The sequence below is a fragment of the Pseudoalteromonas sp. 68 DY56-GL68 genome (genome assembly GCF_041414825.1).
In the GTDB taxonomy this organism is placed as follows: Bacteria; Pseudomonadota; Gammaproteobacteria; order Enterobacterales; family Alteromonadaceae; genus Pseudoalteromonas.
Genome location: NZ_JAOCZL010000006.1, coordinates 105622 through 120170, shown reverse-complemented (window position 1 = coordinate 120170; position 14549 = coordinate 105622). Strand labels below are relative to the sequence as shown.

Below are 14549 nucleotides of genomic sequence, written 5' to 3'. Positions count from 1 at the left end.
GGCTTAAGTGTTTTTGGGTTCAATCCGTGACATAGCGATATCACCTGCTGTATTTCTACTGCGAAACTTTAGTAAGTCCTTGAAGTTGAAGTCGGTAAGTTCAATTTCATCATTAGATAGCCAAGTCACCTTGTATTCGAGATGATTTGGGTGACCGTCGAGTACTAGAAAGGTCGTTTTCTCGCTTGGCTCGTTTACTTTTGTGACTGAAATTTGTGTTTCAAAGTTTGTTGTAGCGCCACAATTTATTATAGAAACAACCGCTTGTTTATCTTTGTTAGGAGATAAAAATACTTCATATTGCTCTGTGCCACACCAATCAGGGGTAATAGATGAAATACCCCAAATAAGTAGCGCAACTGTACTACATCCCCAAAAAAAGGCGGCTCCGCCATGCCATAATATTTTTAATACTGCGCCCATTATAATCCTTTATAAAATCATCCGCTTAATTAGTCAATTATACTGAATTAGATTTGAATATTGACCTTAAATATCATGTTTTCTAATTAACTTTGCTTAAATATAACGAAAATGTGGTTATCGTAAAATTGCTTATTTTTGAAAATTGCGTTTCGTAAAATGGCCTCTTGTTTGAAACCTGACTTAAGAAGTAACTGCATCGACGCTATATTATTAGAAAATACGCTGGCGAACACTCGTATAATATCAGTTTGAGTGAAGGTCATATCGATTATTTGCTTTATTGCCGATGAGGTTATGCCTTGTCGCCAGTAATCTTTTGCAAGCCAATAGCCAATTTCACCAGAACGGTTATATTCAAACTCCCCACGATTTACTCCAATACAGCCAATTAGCTTGTTATTGAATACAATTGCTTTTATGAGGCTACCTCGACTGCCTTCGTTTATCCACCACAGTGCATCCGCATTACTATAAGGGGAAGGTATTTTAGTTGAGAGGTATTGTGTAACGTCGCAATCGTTAAGTATAGCGACGAGTTGTTCGGCATCCGACTCTATGAAATCACGCAGCGTAACCAAAATTGTCCCTATTATGTTGTTACTATAAGGTTATAAAGGCACTATAACGTGCCTTTACCTATTTTATCCGTACTTTTCTTCCAACTCATTAGCAGTATGATAGCTTTCATGCGTTTTAAGTTGCTCAAAATAGCGCTCTATTTCAGCAAAGTGTGACAACATGCCAGCTTCAGCGACCTTTTCAATAACAAACGACATCATAAAATCAGCCCCAGTCAATGTATCATCAACTAAATACTGTTTACCTTTTAGTAGTTGATTCACATAACTTAGTATTTTACCAATTTCATTATCAGCATAATCACCTATAAAGTTAGTTTTACAACCGTCTTTTGTAATAAAGAGCTTTAATAAAAAAGGCACCATTGCAGAGCTTTCGGCAAAGTGAAGCCATTGCTGGTAACTAACGTAGCTATCAGATTGTGGTTCTGGCATGTATTTGCCTTTACCATATGTTGTTATTAAATAATCGGTAATGGCACCTGATTCGGTAATAATTTTGCCATTATCTTCAATTACGGGAGCTTTACCTAGTGGGTGAATTTCTTTTAGGTCATCAGGAGCTAAAAACGTTTCGGGGTTGCGCTGATAAGCAACAAGGTCGTAGTCAATGCCTAGCTCTTCTAAAAGCCAAATAATGCGCTTTGAACGTGATTTATTTAAATGATGAAGTTTAATCATAAGTTATCCTTTTGTGGGCGTGGTTTTACTACGCCCACATAATTTGAATGGATCAGTATTACAGTGGCTTTTGTACTTGAACAACCGTTTTACCGAAGTTTTCACCGTTTAACATAGCGTTAAAGGCATCAAGTGTATTTTCAAAATCAGCTTCTAGGTGTTCTTTGTATTTAACTTTCCCTTCTTTTAGCCATTGCTGCATGTCTTTTGCAAACTCGTCATAGCGATCCCGGTAATCATCAAAAATAATAAAGCCTTGTACCTTGATACGTTTTCTTAAAATCAAGCCCATCAGCATCGATAAACGATCAGGCCCAGGTGGTAATTCAGTTGCATTGTACTGTGATACTAAACCACACAAGGGCACACGCGCTTTTGTATTGAGTAAAGGCAGCACTGCATCAAGAACATGACCACCGACATTTTCATAATAAACATCAATGCCTTGGTCACAAGCGGCTTTTAGTTGCTCATCGAAGTCGTCAGCTTTATGATCAATACATGCGTCAAAGCCTAAGTGTTCTACAGCGTGTTGGCATTTTTCCTTACCGCCTGCTACACCGACAACCTTACAGCCTTTAATTTTTGCGATTTGACCTACAGTTGCACCAACTGGCCCCGTTGCTGCTGCCACAACAACAGTTTCGCCCGCTTTTGGTTCACCAATATCCAGTAATCCCATATAGGCGGTAAACCCTGGCATGCCTAAAATTCCGAGCGCGTAAGAAGGGTTGTCTGGGTTTTCACCTAGTTTCATTAGCCCTTCAGTATTACTAATCGCATATTCTTGCCAGCCTGTGTAAGCCAATACCCATTCACCGACTTTATAATCGGGATGCGCTGATTGCTCAACCTGACAGATGGTTGCACCAACCATTACATCGCCAATTTCAACAGGATCTGCATAAGACTCCGCATCGCTCATGCGGCCTCGCATATAAGGGTCAAGAGATAAATAAATCGTTCTTAACAATACTTCACCCTGTTTAGGTGATGATATTGAGTTTGTCTTTAACGCAACGTTACTTTTCGTTGCAGGGCCATTTGGGCGTGACTCGAGAATATATTGACGGTTTTGAAGATCAGACATGCTTAGCTCCTATGACTTAGCTTTTAATTCTGTGTAATAAAGAGGTGCGGGCACGCTAATAGAAATCAATGATTAAATTGTTACCAAGTAGGGAATGTTAATTGCAGTTAAGCAACAATCCATTTTGCACCACGTATTATTACGGTGTATGCTGAAAAAATATTCAGCTGATCAAAAAGGATTGATATGAAAGGTATTTCTTTAATAATAATGGCGCTTGTTATGGGGCTTACTGCAACCAATGCACAAGCGAATTCAGGGACTTTGTCGGTTGATCCTACTTTGCCAGCAGGAAGTGCATTTGCGTTTGAAAATGATGCAAGGCGATACCCAAAAGAAAGTGAATTCAGCATTGTTCATAGCGTGTTGATGAGCAGTGAAAGTGGCAGGCGTTTAGCGGTTGTCACAGTTGAGAATAAAGCGTCAGGCTCGCGTATTTTACAAGCTGATCATATTATGGCTTTGTTTGCTGATGGCTCAAGAATACACCCATCCTCTTTCAGTGGCGGTGTTAAGCTTGATAACGGAGAAAAACGTTCGTTAACGCTGTCTTTTGGTGAAAATGAATATCCAATTTTAGCTGTATACACCAGTTTAGATAATTAAAAGGACGATTATGAGACTTCACACACTTATTGCTGTGAGTAGCTTTTTATGCACGCCGCTTGCATTGGCAATTGATAGCCAAGACTTTGTGAAAGATAACGTGTTTACTCAAGGTGTCGAAGGGCCAACCATGTACAACGATACCTTATATGCAGTTAATTATGCTGAGCAGGGGACTATTGGACGTGTTGATAACATGGGTAAGTCATCATTATTTGTGCGTTTACCAAATGACAGCGTTGGTAATGGCTTGCAATTTGATGAACAAGGTAACCTCTATATTGCTGATTATGTAAATCATAATATTTTAAAAGTACCTGCAAATACTCATCAAGTCGAAGTGTTTGCACATAACGCTAAAATGAATCAGCCAAATGATATTAGTATCACTAAAAGTGGGGCGCTGTTTGCGAGTGATCCGAACTGGTCAAAAAGTACAGGCCAACTGTGGCGTATTAATACTGATGGCAGCACTGAACTTCTTGAAAAAAATATGGGCACAACCAATGGCGTGGCTGTGAACGGTGACAATACTAAACTTTACGTAAATGAAAGTGTGCAGCGTGTGGTTTGGCAATATGATCTTGACGATGAGCTAAACATCAGTAACAAACAAGAACTGATACGCTTTGACGACCATGGCCTTGATGGCATGCGAGTAAACAGTGAAGGTCACATTTTCATTACTCGTTATGGCGCTGGAAAAGTGCTTAAAGTATCACCTAAAGGCAAGGTGTTAAAAACTTATAAACTAAAAGGTCAACACCCAACTAATCTAACATTTAATGAGTCACAAACTAAAATGTATGTGACTATGCAAAAACGTGGCGCTATCGAAGTGATAGAACTTTAGCCTTGCTTTGCTCGCGTAATAGCGGCTGTTATTGCCGCTTTTGCTTGCGGGCTATTTTTCCAACACGTTGAATGCAGCATCGATGCGACTCGATCCGCAATTGTGTTTGCATCAAACCCTGCTAACTCCTCAAACGATTCAATACCAATTTCTTCAAACCGTGTTACAACCGTTGGCCCAACACCTTTGAGTGCTAATAAAGCATCTCGTTCTTTATCGTTAAATGGCATTTTCTCGTTCCTTGTTCATTGAGTCTATAAAATGATGAGGGGCATCTAGTCCTAGAAAAACAGTGTCGATATCACCTATAGGTTCAATGAGGTTAATTTTAATATTCGGGTTGCCAGAGTAGTTATAACGTTTGATTGTGCCAGCGCGTGAAATGAAATCGGTATTTAAATCAATGGTTTTGATATTTGCTAAAGCAATATTGTAAGCAGGGTATAGCCCATAGCGAATAATGAGTTGCGATTTACTAATAGACACAGGACGCTTTGCAACCGCTCGGTACTCTGCAATGAAGAAGAAAAGGCTAAATATAGTTAAACCAGTGATAATGTTTGCTGCTGATGATGACCATACAAAATGTATAAAGAGATGCATCATGGGCAACTCTAATAAGATAATAAAAATAAAGCCAAGTAAGTTAGCTTGTGCGCCGTCTTTGTTATGATAACTAAAATGTAGTTCACCAGTGAAATAGCTTGGTTTAATGTGTTTAGCGTAAAATAAGAAAGCCCACATCCGTGTTTCGAAACATAAAAAGTTTGCAATTGCGTTTTGTTTGAAAAGCTTGTTAATTGGCCGTTCAATAGCTATATCTGGATCGGTCTGCTGGCTTAAAGCAGATTTTATTGCCAGATAGACAGTAATGAGAGCGCTTAGTTCTAAAATTACAATCAAAGCTAAAAGCCCGTAACGACCTTGCTCTAAGTAATTCATTAAAAACTTGTTTTGCTCTGGAATGATGTAACTCCCCACTAAAATAGCGAGTGAGCACAACATCAATGCCTTTAAAGCCGCTTCTTTCTTATTTTTAATTAATATTAAGCAAAGTACTGGTAATACTATTAGTGCATCAAGTAGGTATAACCATTCAAAGTTTGCATTTCCAAAGTCATTCAGAGGGTGACTTCCTTGGTAATACATAGCCCAAAAAAGACTAATAGTAATTAGGAAAATAAATGGAATTTTTGACTTTATTGACTTGAGCATAACATCTTCCCTGTTGCTTTTATTGCTTATATCATAACTAACAATTAAAGCACTGTCCCTTTTTTATAGTTGATATAGTTACTATTCGTTTGAAATAAAAAAGCGCACCGGGCAGGGTGCGCTTGTGGGGATCAATCCTGTGTAGCTAAAACAGTAGGATTAATTAGAAGCTTGGAGCATATCTTAGTGAAACCCCGACTGAGCGGCCAATCACACTATAATCACTCACGGTGTTAAAGTGGTTTGCGCCTATCTCAGGTGTTGGCGGTTCACGGTCTAATAAGTTATCGACACCAAAATTAACTGCAAGTTCCTCATTAACTTGCCAAGCCGCAGCAAAATCTAAGTAGTTCTGCGCTGAAATAGTTTCTGAGCGGTCAACAGCGTACTCAACTTCGCCGATTCTGCGCCAGCCAAGTTGGAAGTTCATATCGTCTAACTGCCAATCAATGCTTGCACGGTGTTTGTAATCTGCTTGCAAAATACTCGCAAAGTCACCAGAACATGCGCTGCCGTAAGTGCCTTTACAGTCAATTTCTGGCACTGTACTGTTGTTTTGGCGGGTTTGTTTTGTAACAAAGTTACCTTGATACGAGAACCTGAAACGACCACCCATTTGCTCTGGTGCATCAATCACGTAGTTGGCTGCAACGTCGATACCTTCTTGTTCAATCGCGGCTAGGTTAAAGTCGTTCACGATCGCTGTACTAATAAAGCCAGTATTCGGATCGCGAAGTACCGCACCACACAATGGATTGTTCGGATTCGGATCGTCAATATAACAGCTTTGTAGTGCTGCGCCTGGTTGAATTTGGCTTACAGCATCGGTGACACGGATACTGTAGTAATCAACGGACAAATCAAAACCGTCTATATAACTTGGTGTGTATACAACGCCAAGTGTATCTGACTCTGCTTGCTCTGGTTTTATATTCGGGTTGCCACCGTAGGTATACTCAGCGGTGCTTGAATCAAACTGTGTACCAACAGCCGGTGCGCCAAAGGCTGCACATTGTGTTGCATCACCAGTGCCTAATAAGCAAGGATCGCCGTTATAGCGCCCTGCTAGACGAGGTACAAATTGATCACTGTTTTGATCGAATAACGATAACGAAAGTGCTGTGATTGGGCTGGCAAATTCACCTAAGTTAGGTGCTCTAAATGCCGTTAAGCGGTTTGCACGAATACGAATATCACTGTTAATTGCCCAGTTGATACCTAGTTTGTAGGTGTCTTCTGCTTCTGTGTTCGAATAATCAGAAATACGGTACGCACCTTCAAAGCTAAGCTCTTCAGCAAAGGGTTGGTCAACTAAAATTGGCACTAAAATTTCGGCATAGAACTCTTCAGAGCTAAAGCTTGCATCCATATCGAACGCGCTAATTGAAGCAAAGCTGGTGCCGTTTCTAAAGGCATCGCCTGGTGTTTGTTTACCGGTTTCTTTACGGTATTCATAACCAATTGCAAAATCGATAGCACCGGCTGGTAACTCAAATAAGAAGCCAGAATCACCCGATAAGGTTGCTGATATCACACTTTGTGTACGGTCGCGGGTGGTATAAAGCAAGGGATCGCTAAAGTCACTAAAATCATGGTTCGGATCAAAAATATCCACTGAGTTTGCCAGTGCAGCAAAGCGGCTGTTGCCATTATTATCATTACGGTAAGCGTTGTTGTAAATAGTCGCAACTTCATCGGTTTTACCATATTGACCGTATACATCGTAGCGTAAGTAGTCAGTAATATCGCCTTTTAAACCCAATTGAAATTGCATTGAGTCACGCACTGCTTTGGTGTGTTGAACACCCAAACCTAAATTACGTTCAACATTAACAAGGGCATTGCCTTCACTGTCAAATGTTAGTTGGTCACGTAGCTCATCAGGGATATAAGCATTATCTTGTGAAAGAGTCACTTGCTCATTAACAAAAATAGGTGTTTGACCACTCGCTCCCGCACCATTAACGGTTACTTTTGAGTACATAGCGCGACCATAGGCGATTGCACTGTCGCTTACGTCAACATCAAATAGTAACCCAGCAGAGAAACGATCCATTGGCTGTGTTAAGTAGCGGTGAGGAGTAAAATCAGAGGTTTGGCGTTCATTTGTTACAGCACCTGCATCGGTAATTGCAAGGCTATTGCCAGAAGCTACGTCAGTGTAGTAACCACCGCTATTAATTAAAGGTGTCGAGTTTTTAAGTGCATAATCACGTTCACCTGCTAATAACTCCTTACGCTCTGTGTAACCTAAATAGCCGGTAATGTGGCCACGGCCATCAGCAATATCGCCACCAAAAATCGCCTCGAAATTTAGTTTTTCGTTACCACCATCAGCACTTTCATAGCTGGTTGAAAACTCTGCACCAGTAAAATCATCATCTAAAACGAAGTTGACAACACCAGCCACCGCATCGGCACCGTAAACGGCCGCGGCTCCGCCAGTTAATACATCAACGCGTTTAATTAATCCGGCAGGAATAGTATTTACGTCAACCGAGTTACGAAAACTAAATGGTACGGCGCGAGTACCGTCAATAAGTACCAATGTTCGGTTTTGACCAAGGCCGCGTAAATCAATAGTTGATGAGCCAAATGAGTCACCAACTGTTGCACCCGTGCTGTTTGCACCCGCCGCAGCTTGCGGCAGCTTTGCTGTGATATCTTCTACGTTTACTGCGCGGTCGAGATGGATTTGCGCTTCGTCAACACTGACGACAGGGCTGCTAGAGGCAAGCTCTGCACGTTGGATACGCGACCCTGTTACAGTGATTACTTCAGGCTTTTTGACTTGTTCTGCTTCTTCTGCATGGGCTACGCCTATAATTGAACTGACTGCGATCGCAAGTGGCGAGAGCAGTAAAAGCGAGCGCGTTGTGGATGTTGTCTTTGCTTTCATGTTGATTCCCTAGCGTTTTATCATTTAAATCAACGCTGGTTGGCTTATTACCTAGACCATTTAGTTAATTTAATGAGTCATACTTTTTGTTATGATGCGTTCCGTGTTCTCCTTTTGGGGAGTTCACTCGTACAGTTTTAAAGCAATTTAAAAATCTTTGCAATAATTATTCTTTGAATCTATTATTTTAAAATATAAACTATTCCAACATCCAAGCTTGTTTATTTTGATATAAAAAGCTGATTTTAAGTGATTTATTTATGCATCAACATATTGAAAAACTGTACTTAAGCGCCAAAAAAGAAAAAAAATTAATTGTTGGTCTGATGAGTGGAACCTCACTAGACGGCCTCGATATCGCGTTATGTGAGGTATCAGGACAGGGTATGAATACCCATGTTGACGTTATAAAATTCACCACAGTTGACTACGACGATGATTATAAGTCACGAGTTAAACGGGTGTTTGCAAAACGTGAGTGTGATCTTGAAGAGGTGACTCTACTGAACCCATGGATTGGTCAATTACATGGTGACATGGTTGCAAAAACTCTAGCGAAGTGGAATGTGGCGAAGGAGCTTGTCGATGTCATAGCAAGCCATGGACAAACGATTTACCACTGTCCAGAAAGTCAGCACAAGCGCCCAGAATACGGCAATGCCACATTACAAATTGGTGATAGTGATCATCTTGCTGTGACAGCTGGGATCACCACGATTGGCGATTTTAGACAAAAACACATTGCAGCAGGAGGTGAAGGCGCCCCCCTTGCGGTGTATGGTGACTATTTGTATTTCACAAGCACCAGCGAAAACCGCATATTGCTTAATATGGGCGGTATTGCAAACTTGACATACTTACCTAAATCAGCCGATGCGCGTGCTGTTTTTAGCTCAGATATAGGCCCTGGCAATACTATTATGGATGCCTATATTCAGCGCCATTTTGCGCCGCAGCATTATGATAAAGATGCTGCAATCGCAAGCCAAGGAAAGGTGAGTGAACCTTTGTTAAATGCGCTCTGTGATAATGCATTCTTCGGCCTTGCTTTTCCAAAAACCACAGGCCCCGAAGTGTTTAATTTAGACTATTTAGCAGCGGCCCAAGCACGTACCAACACCGAGCACTTGTCTCACTTTGATGTCATGGCAACACTGGTGCATTTTTCTGGGTTAATGATTGCCAAAGCAATTACTCAATGTAGTGACGGCCTTAGTCAAGTTGCAGTGTATGCAAGTGGTGGTGGGGTACATAACCCATTATTAATGAAAGTTATTTTAGACAACTGCCCACAACTTTCAGCTATCAAAAACACAGATGAATTAGGTATAAACCCTGATGCCAAAGAGGCGGTGTTATTTGCTATTTTAGCAAATGAATGTTTGTCGGGTGGGCAACAGCGATTTGGTAATACCGAGCAAGGGATCCCCGATATTACCATGGGGAAAATTAGCTTTGCTGACTAAAAAAAAGCCAATAAGCTAGCGCCAATACTACTAATGTAATGGCGTAAACTTTGCGTTTTATCTTGCTGTTTAGTTAAGTTTTGAGCTGTACAGCTGCTAGTAGCAAGGCTCACATCAAACTGCGCACTGTCTTTTAAGGTGGCATGCTTGCCATGTAGCATGAGTTGCAATACAAACTCGCCGCTATGCGTCACATTATTTAGTGTAAGCATAATAACGTGCTGCTCTAAATCGTTTTGCGTCAGCGTATGGGCAGTAAAATAGGCAGACTCTCGCGCATCAGGATGTGTTGCACTGATAGAGATTACATCGCCCTGATGGGCATCATCTGGTAGCACGCAGCAAAATACGACACGCTTTTGCTCATCGGCAATAAAATGCAATTGTTCATATTCTACAGTATGCGCAAGTGCAGCACACATAGGATCGTCACTAGAGGGGAGTGCAAACGAAAGTTGCACCAAGGCACTGTCCATTACTTCTTCATTACGTGGGTGATTAAATTAGCGTCAATTATTGATCAGTTAAATGACAGAATTATGACTATTGTCATAAAGCGTATTATTTATTTTAGAGTCTGTTTAATGTTGTTCTTTCTGTTCCAAAACTGGAATGGTTTCTGACAAGATTGGAATAGAAAGTCTTGTCTGGTAAAGGGTTTTAGGGTGGAGAGAAATATCGATATTTGGGGTTTTCTGATAAGGCGTGATACCTGTATATTTACCTCAAAGCTACAGATGAATCATAATTAAAATATCAAGTACTGGAGGTAATACAAAGCTCAGTTTGGATTAATCAAAAACCTGCCTTTTTTGTGCTGTCTCTTAACTTAAAAATGCCCCAAAATAGAGTTAACGTAATTGCTTTAAAAGTTTGCTATGAGCGGTCATTGAATATTTCTTTTGATACATTTTTTATATTCAGAATTTACAACTTTCCCCTATATTCAGGAAAATGAGCAATTAGCGCATATTTGTCATCAGGCCACTTTACTAATATAAAAATATTTTGTTAGCTAGCAAATGGTTAGCTAATTTGATAAAAATATAGAAATGATAAAACAAGTAGATGTTTGGTAGAAATATACGCGATTTGCGCACTATTAAAATGTTATACGCCTAGTCGGCTTTAGTGAATATTAAAAAGGATTGGAAATGGATGTTGATAATTTGAATCAAGCTAATCCTCTGGGGCTTGAGCCGAAAAGGGAAAAGTCAGGCAGTGATACATTCCGAAAGTACAACTATCAATATCATTGGGCATTCTGCCGCATCTTAGATGAGCATGAGGCTGGAAATGAGTTTGCTCTTTTTATTGAAGAGCACGAAGACGTTACTATTGCTGACTCACTTGATGTTAGCAAAACAACATTTGAACTGAATCAAGTCAAAGAAACATCCAAGAAACATACAATTCATAGCCTGACCAGCGTCTCCAAGGGTGAGTCTAAGTCCTTAATTGAGAAGCTAGCCGAGAGTTGTTGTGATAAGTCTTATTCTCAGAAAATATCTAAAGTCAATTTTGTTTCAACTGGAGGTTACAGCTTTAATATCCATAAAGAAGGATATTGTTTCGAAGTAATTGACTCTGGCGAACTAAGCGATGAAGAAGTTAAAAAGATAGAAGATGCCATATCAAATATATCTGGAACCGAAAATTTTATTCCTAAGTTGGCTTTTGTTATACCTTCTTTGCCTGAAAAAGGTTTTGATCTTGTTGTTGAAGGAAAAATTAGCTCGTTAATAAGCAAGATAGCTCCCGGACTGAAATACGATGCCAACTCTATATATGAATGTGTAATACGAGATCTAAACAGAAAAGGGGAGAATAGCTTTGACTATAAAAATTGGAATGACGCTCTTAAAAGAAAAGCCATAACAAGTGGGCAATTATCAGATGTTATCGAGCAATATGTCAGCCGCAAGCCAGATGAGAATATAGTCTCTGAGTTGATTCAAATCCTTAATGATGAGTATTCATTGAATTCTTTAGCTAGAAGAAAAGTTGTTAGTGGATTTAATAGATACTATACGAGAAAAATTTCAAGCAGAGATTTAATTATAAAGGAAGTTTCAAACGATATTGTCAGATGCATTGAAAACCATGCTGAAAAGCATACTAATGCACTTGAATTAGAAGTAGATGTGAAAAAAGAGTTAAGTGAAAAAACATTGGGGTTTTTTCAAACCCAAGAAGATCTAACAGGCGCTTTTTTATATGAACTTTTAGAGGGTGTTGAAATATGAGCGACATTAAGTTTGATTATAAGAAATTAATTAGAAGTTTGAGGGAGCGAACTAATGAAAGAAATGTACTTCAATCGACTGACAATATTAAGCAAGACAGCCAAGAAAGCGGCCCAGTTCGACTTCTCAAAGAGCTACAACTTAATACTATCAAAACAAAAAAATAGTGTAGGTAAATCTTCTCTAGTAAAAAATATATTTTGGTGCTTTGGATGTGAACCTCAGTTTGATGACAACTGGAAGTCGCTAGATTGTCGTGTGATTTTAGATTTTGAGGTGAAAGGTAAGCGCTATCAGATTGCTAGGCATGGAAAGCGATTTATTCTTAAGAACCATGAAGGTAAGTATAAAGTGTACACTGCGACAGGTGGTGATTTCTCAGTCGAGATCATGGCATTGTTCGAGTTTGACGCTTTGCTGGCCGTCCGAGATAAAGATGAATTAGTAACGCCACCACCTGCCTACTATTTTTTACCATTTTATATAGACCAAAAGCAAAGCTGGGCGAATGCTTGGTCTAGCTTCAATAATCTTGGTCAGTTCCCAAGCTGGAAAAAGACCGTAATACCTTACCATACAGGAATGATTGGAAAGGAATATTTCGACAAAACAAAAGAAATATGCTCAAAAAAAATTGAGATGGCAGATACTAATAAAGAAATAGACCGTTTTGATACCGCAATTTCTGTAGTAAGTGAGTTTTCAGCCAATAGCGGCATAGTTATAGAAGAAGTAGAGCTAGATGAAATAGAAAAAGAAATAAGTATCGATGTAATGGATCTGCACTTTCAACAAGAGATTCTTTTTGAAGAGCTGGCAAACCTACGGGCAGAGCAAGCCCATGTAGAATCACAAATTGTCATAGCTAAACAATCGCTGGAGGATGTTGTTGCGGACTATGAATTTGCCGAATGTTTAGATGAGGATATTGAATGCCCCACATGCGGCGTAGTTCATGACAATTCGATAGTAAATAGGTTCTCATTGTTTCAGGATAGAAATCAAGCTGAAGAGATTATTAGAAGGTTTCAATCTGATTTGGCGCACCTAGAAGAAGATATATTGGCTAAGGACTCTGCCTTTAAATCGGTGAGAGAGAAGATAGATCAATTAGATGAGAAGTACTCATCAGAGAAGGATAGTAATCGATCATTGTCTTCTGTTCTTGATGCGATTTCATCTAAATCGGTAAGAAAGAAGGTTGAAGCTAATCGAAGTTTAAAAATCGAATCTTTACATCAGCTAGATGTAGATGAAAAGTTGTTGGTTAAAGAACGAACAAACGCGTCGAAGGAAAGCAGAAAAATAGTTAAGGAGGCTTTTCAGGAGTACTTCCCGAGATATCTTTCCAAGCTAAAAGCATTTGGTGTTAACACGAGCTCAATTAAGTCTCCAGAGAACCACGCAAAAGTTGCAGAAAGCGGTGGTGCCGCAGAATCGACAAGAGCAATGCTTGCTTATTATATTAGCGTGTACAACCTTATTCATAAGTTCGGAAACCACGTTCTATGCCCGCTTGTTATTGACACCCCAAATCAACATGAACAAGCGGCAAAGCATTATGAGAGTATCGTGTCGTTGCTAATTGATGAGCTTCCAGAGCAGTCACAGCTATTTGTTTGCGGTATGGATTCTCAGAAATTAGAGCGTTTAAAGGCTAAAGCAAAAACTATATATTTAGATGTCGAGCATTCTTTACTTAATACTGAAGAATTTGAAAAAATCGATTTCGAATACTCGGGAATATTTGAACAAGAAGAGAGCGGCGTATAACAAGTCAAAGCACGCGGACATGGTAAAGCTGTCACCTTTTTTGTACCAAAAAAGCCGCCATCTTCACCATGCCGGTGTTTGAGGCGTTACTGATTAAATACTCTAACGTGTTTTTGTCCATAGGCGAGTTACTTGCTGACTCGCCTTTGCCCCAAAGTGAGTTAACGTAATTACTCTAAGGACAGCTTTAAGGAGTTTAATGAAGTTATCTTAACTAATTTATGTAGGTATGCTACGGTCTTTGTTTATCTAGAATTCTGACCACAACTATTATGGATAATAGAGCAATATTGAAAGCATTGGTTCTCGCTTCAATTATGGCAACGATAACGCTTGCACTTTTGGGAGGATATACTCCTCAGACTTCTATTGATGGTGTAACATGGCATCATTATTCGTTTCAATGGATTGATTTATTGTTGTTAATATTGCCAATATTTGTTGTTCCTATTATCTTCATAATTGGCTACCCAACATCTCTTTTGTTATTTAGGTTAAATTTGTTCAACATCTATACGATGTCAATTGACGGTTCTATATGTGGAATAATTGTCATTTCGATAGTGTTTTATCAGTTTCTTCCAACCGCAATAGTAGCCTTTTATTATGGAGTAGGAGGTTTCGTTGCCTCAACTACAACTTTTTTTACTTATAAATACCTAACAAAAAATATAAATATTTAGTGATTTAGCAATTACCAGCAACAATCTCTTGGT

Annotated in this window: 14 protein-coding genes; 6 read left to right on the top strand and 8 right to left on the bottom strand. The window is 39.5% G+C overall.

The annotated features are described in order from the left end of the window. Positions 1 to 3: 3 nt before the first annotated feature. The 4 genes from NYF15_RS01320 to NYF15_RS01305 form a co-directional block, all read right to left on the bottom strand. Positions 4 to 423: a hypothetical protein gene (locus NYF15_RS01320; protein WP_371352513.1), complete on the bottom strand. Its 420-nt coding sequence runs from the start codon at positions 421 to 423 to the stop codon at positions 4 to 6. 86 nt (positions 424 to 509) lie between these two features. Further along, entirely contained in the window at positions 510 to 1004 is a 495-nt protein-coding gene (locus tag NYF15_RS01315; RefSeq protein ID WP_237119247.1) for a GNAT family N-acetyltransferase, read from the bottom strand. Positions 1005 to 1067: 63 nt separating this feature from the next. Continuing rightward, positions 1068 to 1685, bottom strand: a complete 618-nt coding sequence (locus NYF15_RS01310) for a glutathione S-transferase family protein (RefSeq protein ID WP_371352512.1) — start codon at positions 1683 to 1685, stop codon at positions 1068 to 1070. A gap of 58 nt (positions 1686 to 1743) precedes the next feature. Beyond that, a complete protein-coding gene (locus NYF15_RS01305; protein ID WP_371352511.1) occupies positions 1744 to 2775 on the bottom strand; it encodes an NADP-dependent oxidoreductase in 1032 nt (343 codons plus the stop codon). Positions 2776 to 2961: 186 nt separating this feature from the next. Here NYF15_RS01305 and NYF15_RS01300 point away from each other — a divergent pair, with 186 nt between their 5' ends. Then, the gene (locus NYF15_RS01300; protein WP_237127561.1) at positions 2962 to 3381 is read left to right on the top strand and encodes a hypothetical protein; all 420 of its coding nucleotides are present in this window, start codon (positions 2962 to 2964) and stop codon (positions 3379 to 3381) included. A gap of 10 nt (positions 3382 to 3391) precedes the next feature. Then, a complete protein-coding gene (locus NYF15_RS01295; RefSeq protein ID WP_371352510.1) occupies positions 3392 to 4234 on the top strand; it encodes an SMP-30/gluconolactonase/LRE family protein in 843 nt (280 codons plus the stop codon). On the opposite strand, the gene NYF15_RS01290 is transcribed toward NYF15_RS01295, so the two are convergent. The 3 genes from NYF15_RS01290 to NYF15_RS01280 all read right to left on the bottom strand — a co-directional run bounded on the left by NYF15_RS01290 (position 4231) and on the right by NYF15_RS01280 (position 8348). Continuing rightward, positions 4231 to 4464, bottom strand: coding sequence for a helix-hairpin-helix domain-containing protein (locus NYF15_RS01290; RefSeq protein ID WP_371352509.1), 234 nt, complete (start codon positions 4462 to 4464; stop codon positions 4231 to 4233). The two genes, NYF15_RS01295 and NYF15_RS01290, sit on opposite strands and share 4 nt — an antisense overlap. Next, on the bottom strand, positions 4454 to 5449 hold the full coding sequence (locus NYF15_RS01285) for a hypothetical protein (RefSeq protein WP_371352508.1): 996 nt from the start codon (positions 5447 to 5449) through the stop codon (positions 4454 to 4456). The genes NYF15_RS01290 and NYF15_RS01285 overlap by 11 nt, the downstream gene beginning before the upstream one ends. 163 nt (positions 5450 to 5612) lie before the next feature. Further along, entirely contained in the window at positions 5613 to 8348 is a 2736-nt protein-coding gene (locus tag NYF15_RS01280; RefSeq protein WP_371352507.1) for a TonB-dependent receptor domain-containing protein, read from the bottom strand. 260 nt (positions 8349 to 8608) lie between these two features. On the opposite strand from NYF15_RS01280, the gene NYF15_RS01275 reads away from it, so the two are divergent. Next, the gene (locus NYF15_RS01275) at positions 8609 to 9814 is read left to right on the top strand and encodes an anhydro-N-acetylmuramic acid kinase (RefSeq protein WP_371352506.1); all 1206 of its coding nucleotides are present in this window, start codon (positions 8609 to 8611) and stop codon (positions 9812 to 9814) included. Here NYF15_RS01275 and NYF15_RS01270 read toward each other — a convergent pair. Further along, positions 9811 to 10290: a hypothetical protein gene (locus tag NYF15_RS01270; protein WP_371352505.1), complete on the bottom strand. Its 480-nt coding sequence runs from the start codon at positions 10288 to 10290 to the stop codon at positions 9811 to 9813. The two genes, NYF15_RS01275 and NYF15_RS01270, sit on opposite strands and share 4 nt — an antisense overlap. Before the next feature lie 678 nt (positions 10291 to 10968). Here NYF15_RS01270 and NYF15_RS01265 point away from each other — a divergent pair. From NYF15_RS01265 to NYF15_RS01255, 3 genes are all read left to right on the top strand, one after another. Beyond that, positions 10969 to 12060: a DUF4297 domain-containing protein gene (locus NYF15_RS01265; RefSeq protein WP_371352504.1), complete on the top strand. Its 1092-nt coding sequence runs from the start codon at positions 10969 to 10971 to the stop codon at positions 12058 to 12060. 54 nt (positions 12061 to 12114) lie between these two features. Beyond that, on the top strand, positions 12115 to 13833 hold the full coding sequence (locus tag NYF15_RS01260) for a hypothetical protein (protein WP_371352503.1): 1719 nt from the start codon (positions 12115 to 12117) through the stop codon (positions 13831 to 13833). Between the two features lie 290 nt (positions 13834 to 14123). Beyond that, on the top strand, positions 14124 to 14516 hold the full coding sequence (locus NYF15_RS01255; RefSeq protein ID WP_371352502.1) for a hypothetical protein: 393 nt from the start codon (positions 14124 to 14126) through the stop codon (positions 14514 to 14516). The last annotated feature ends 33 nt before the right edge of the window (positions 14517 to 14549 follow it).

Coding starts and splice junctions, on each gene's coding strand:
- NYF15_RS01280 (WP_371352507.1), bottom strand. CDS start 8,348: ATGAAAGCAAAGACAACATCCACAACGCGCTCGCTTTTACTGCTCTCG.
- NYF15_RS01320 (WP_371352513.1), bottom strand. CDS start 423: ATGGGCGCAGTATTAAAAATATTATGGCATGGCGGAGCCGCCTTTTTT.
- NYF15_RS01295 (WP_371352510.1), top strand. CDS start 3,392: ATGAGACTTCACACACTTATTGCTGTGAGTAGCTTTTTATGCACGCCG.
- NYF15_RS01260 (WP_371352503.1), top strand. CDS start 12,115: ATGAAAGAAATGTACTTCAATCGACTGACAATATTAAGCAAGACAGCC.
- NYF15_RS01310 (WP_371352512.1), bottom strand. CDS start 1,685: ATGATTAAACTTCATCATTTAAATAAATCACGTTCAAAGCGCATTATT.
- NYF15_RS01290 (WP_371352509.1), bottom strand. CDS start 4,464: ATGCCATTTAACGATAAAGAACGAGATGCTTTATTAGCACTCAAAGGT.
- NYF15_RS01275 (WP_371352506.1), top strand. CDS start 8,609: ATGCATCAACATATTGAAAAACTGTACTTAAGCGCCAAAAAAGAAAAA.
- NYF15_RS01265 (WP_371352504.1), top strand. CDS start 10,969: ATGGATGTTGATAATTTGAATCAAGCTAATCCTCTGGGGCTTGAGCCG.
- NYF15_RS01305 (WP_371352511.1), bottom strand. CDS start 2,775: ATGTCTGATCTTCAAAACCGTCAATATATTCTCGAGTCACGCCCAAAT.
- NYF15_RS01270 (WP_371352505.1), bottom strand. CDS start 10,290: ATGGACAGTGCCTTGGTGCAACTTTCGTTTGCACTCCCCTCTAGTGAC.
- NYF15_RS01285 (WP_371352508.1), bottom strand. CDS start 5,449: ATGCTCAAGTCAATAAAGTCAAAAATTCCATTTATTTTCCTAATTACT.
- NYF15_RS01300 (WP_237127561.1), top strand. CDS start 2,962: ATGAAAGGTATTTCTTTAATAATAATGGCGCTTGTTATGGGGCTTACT.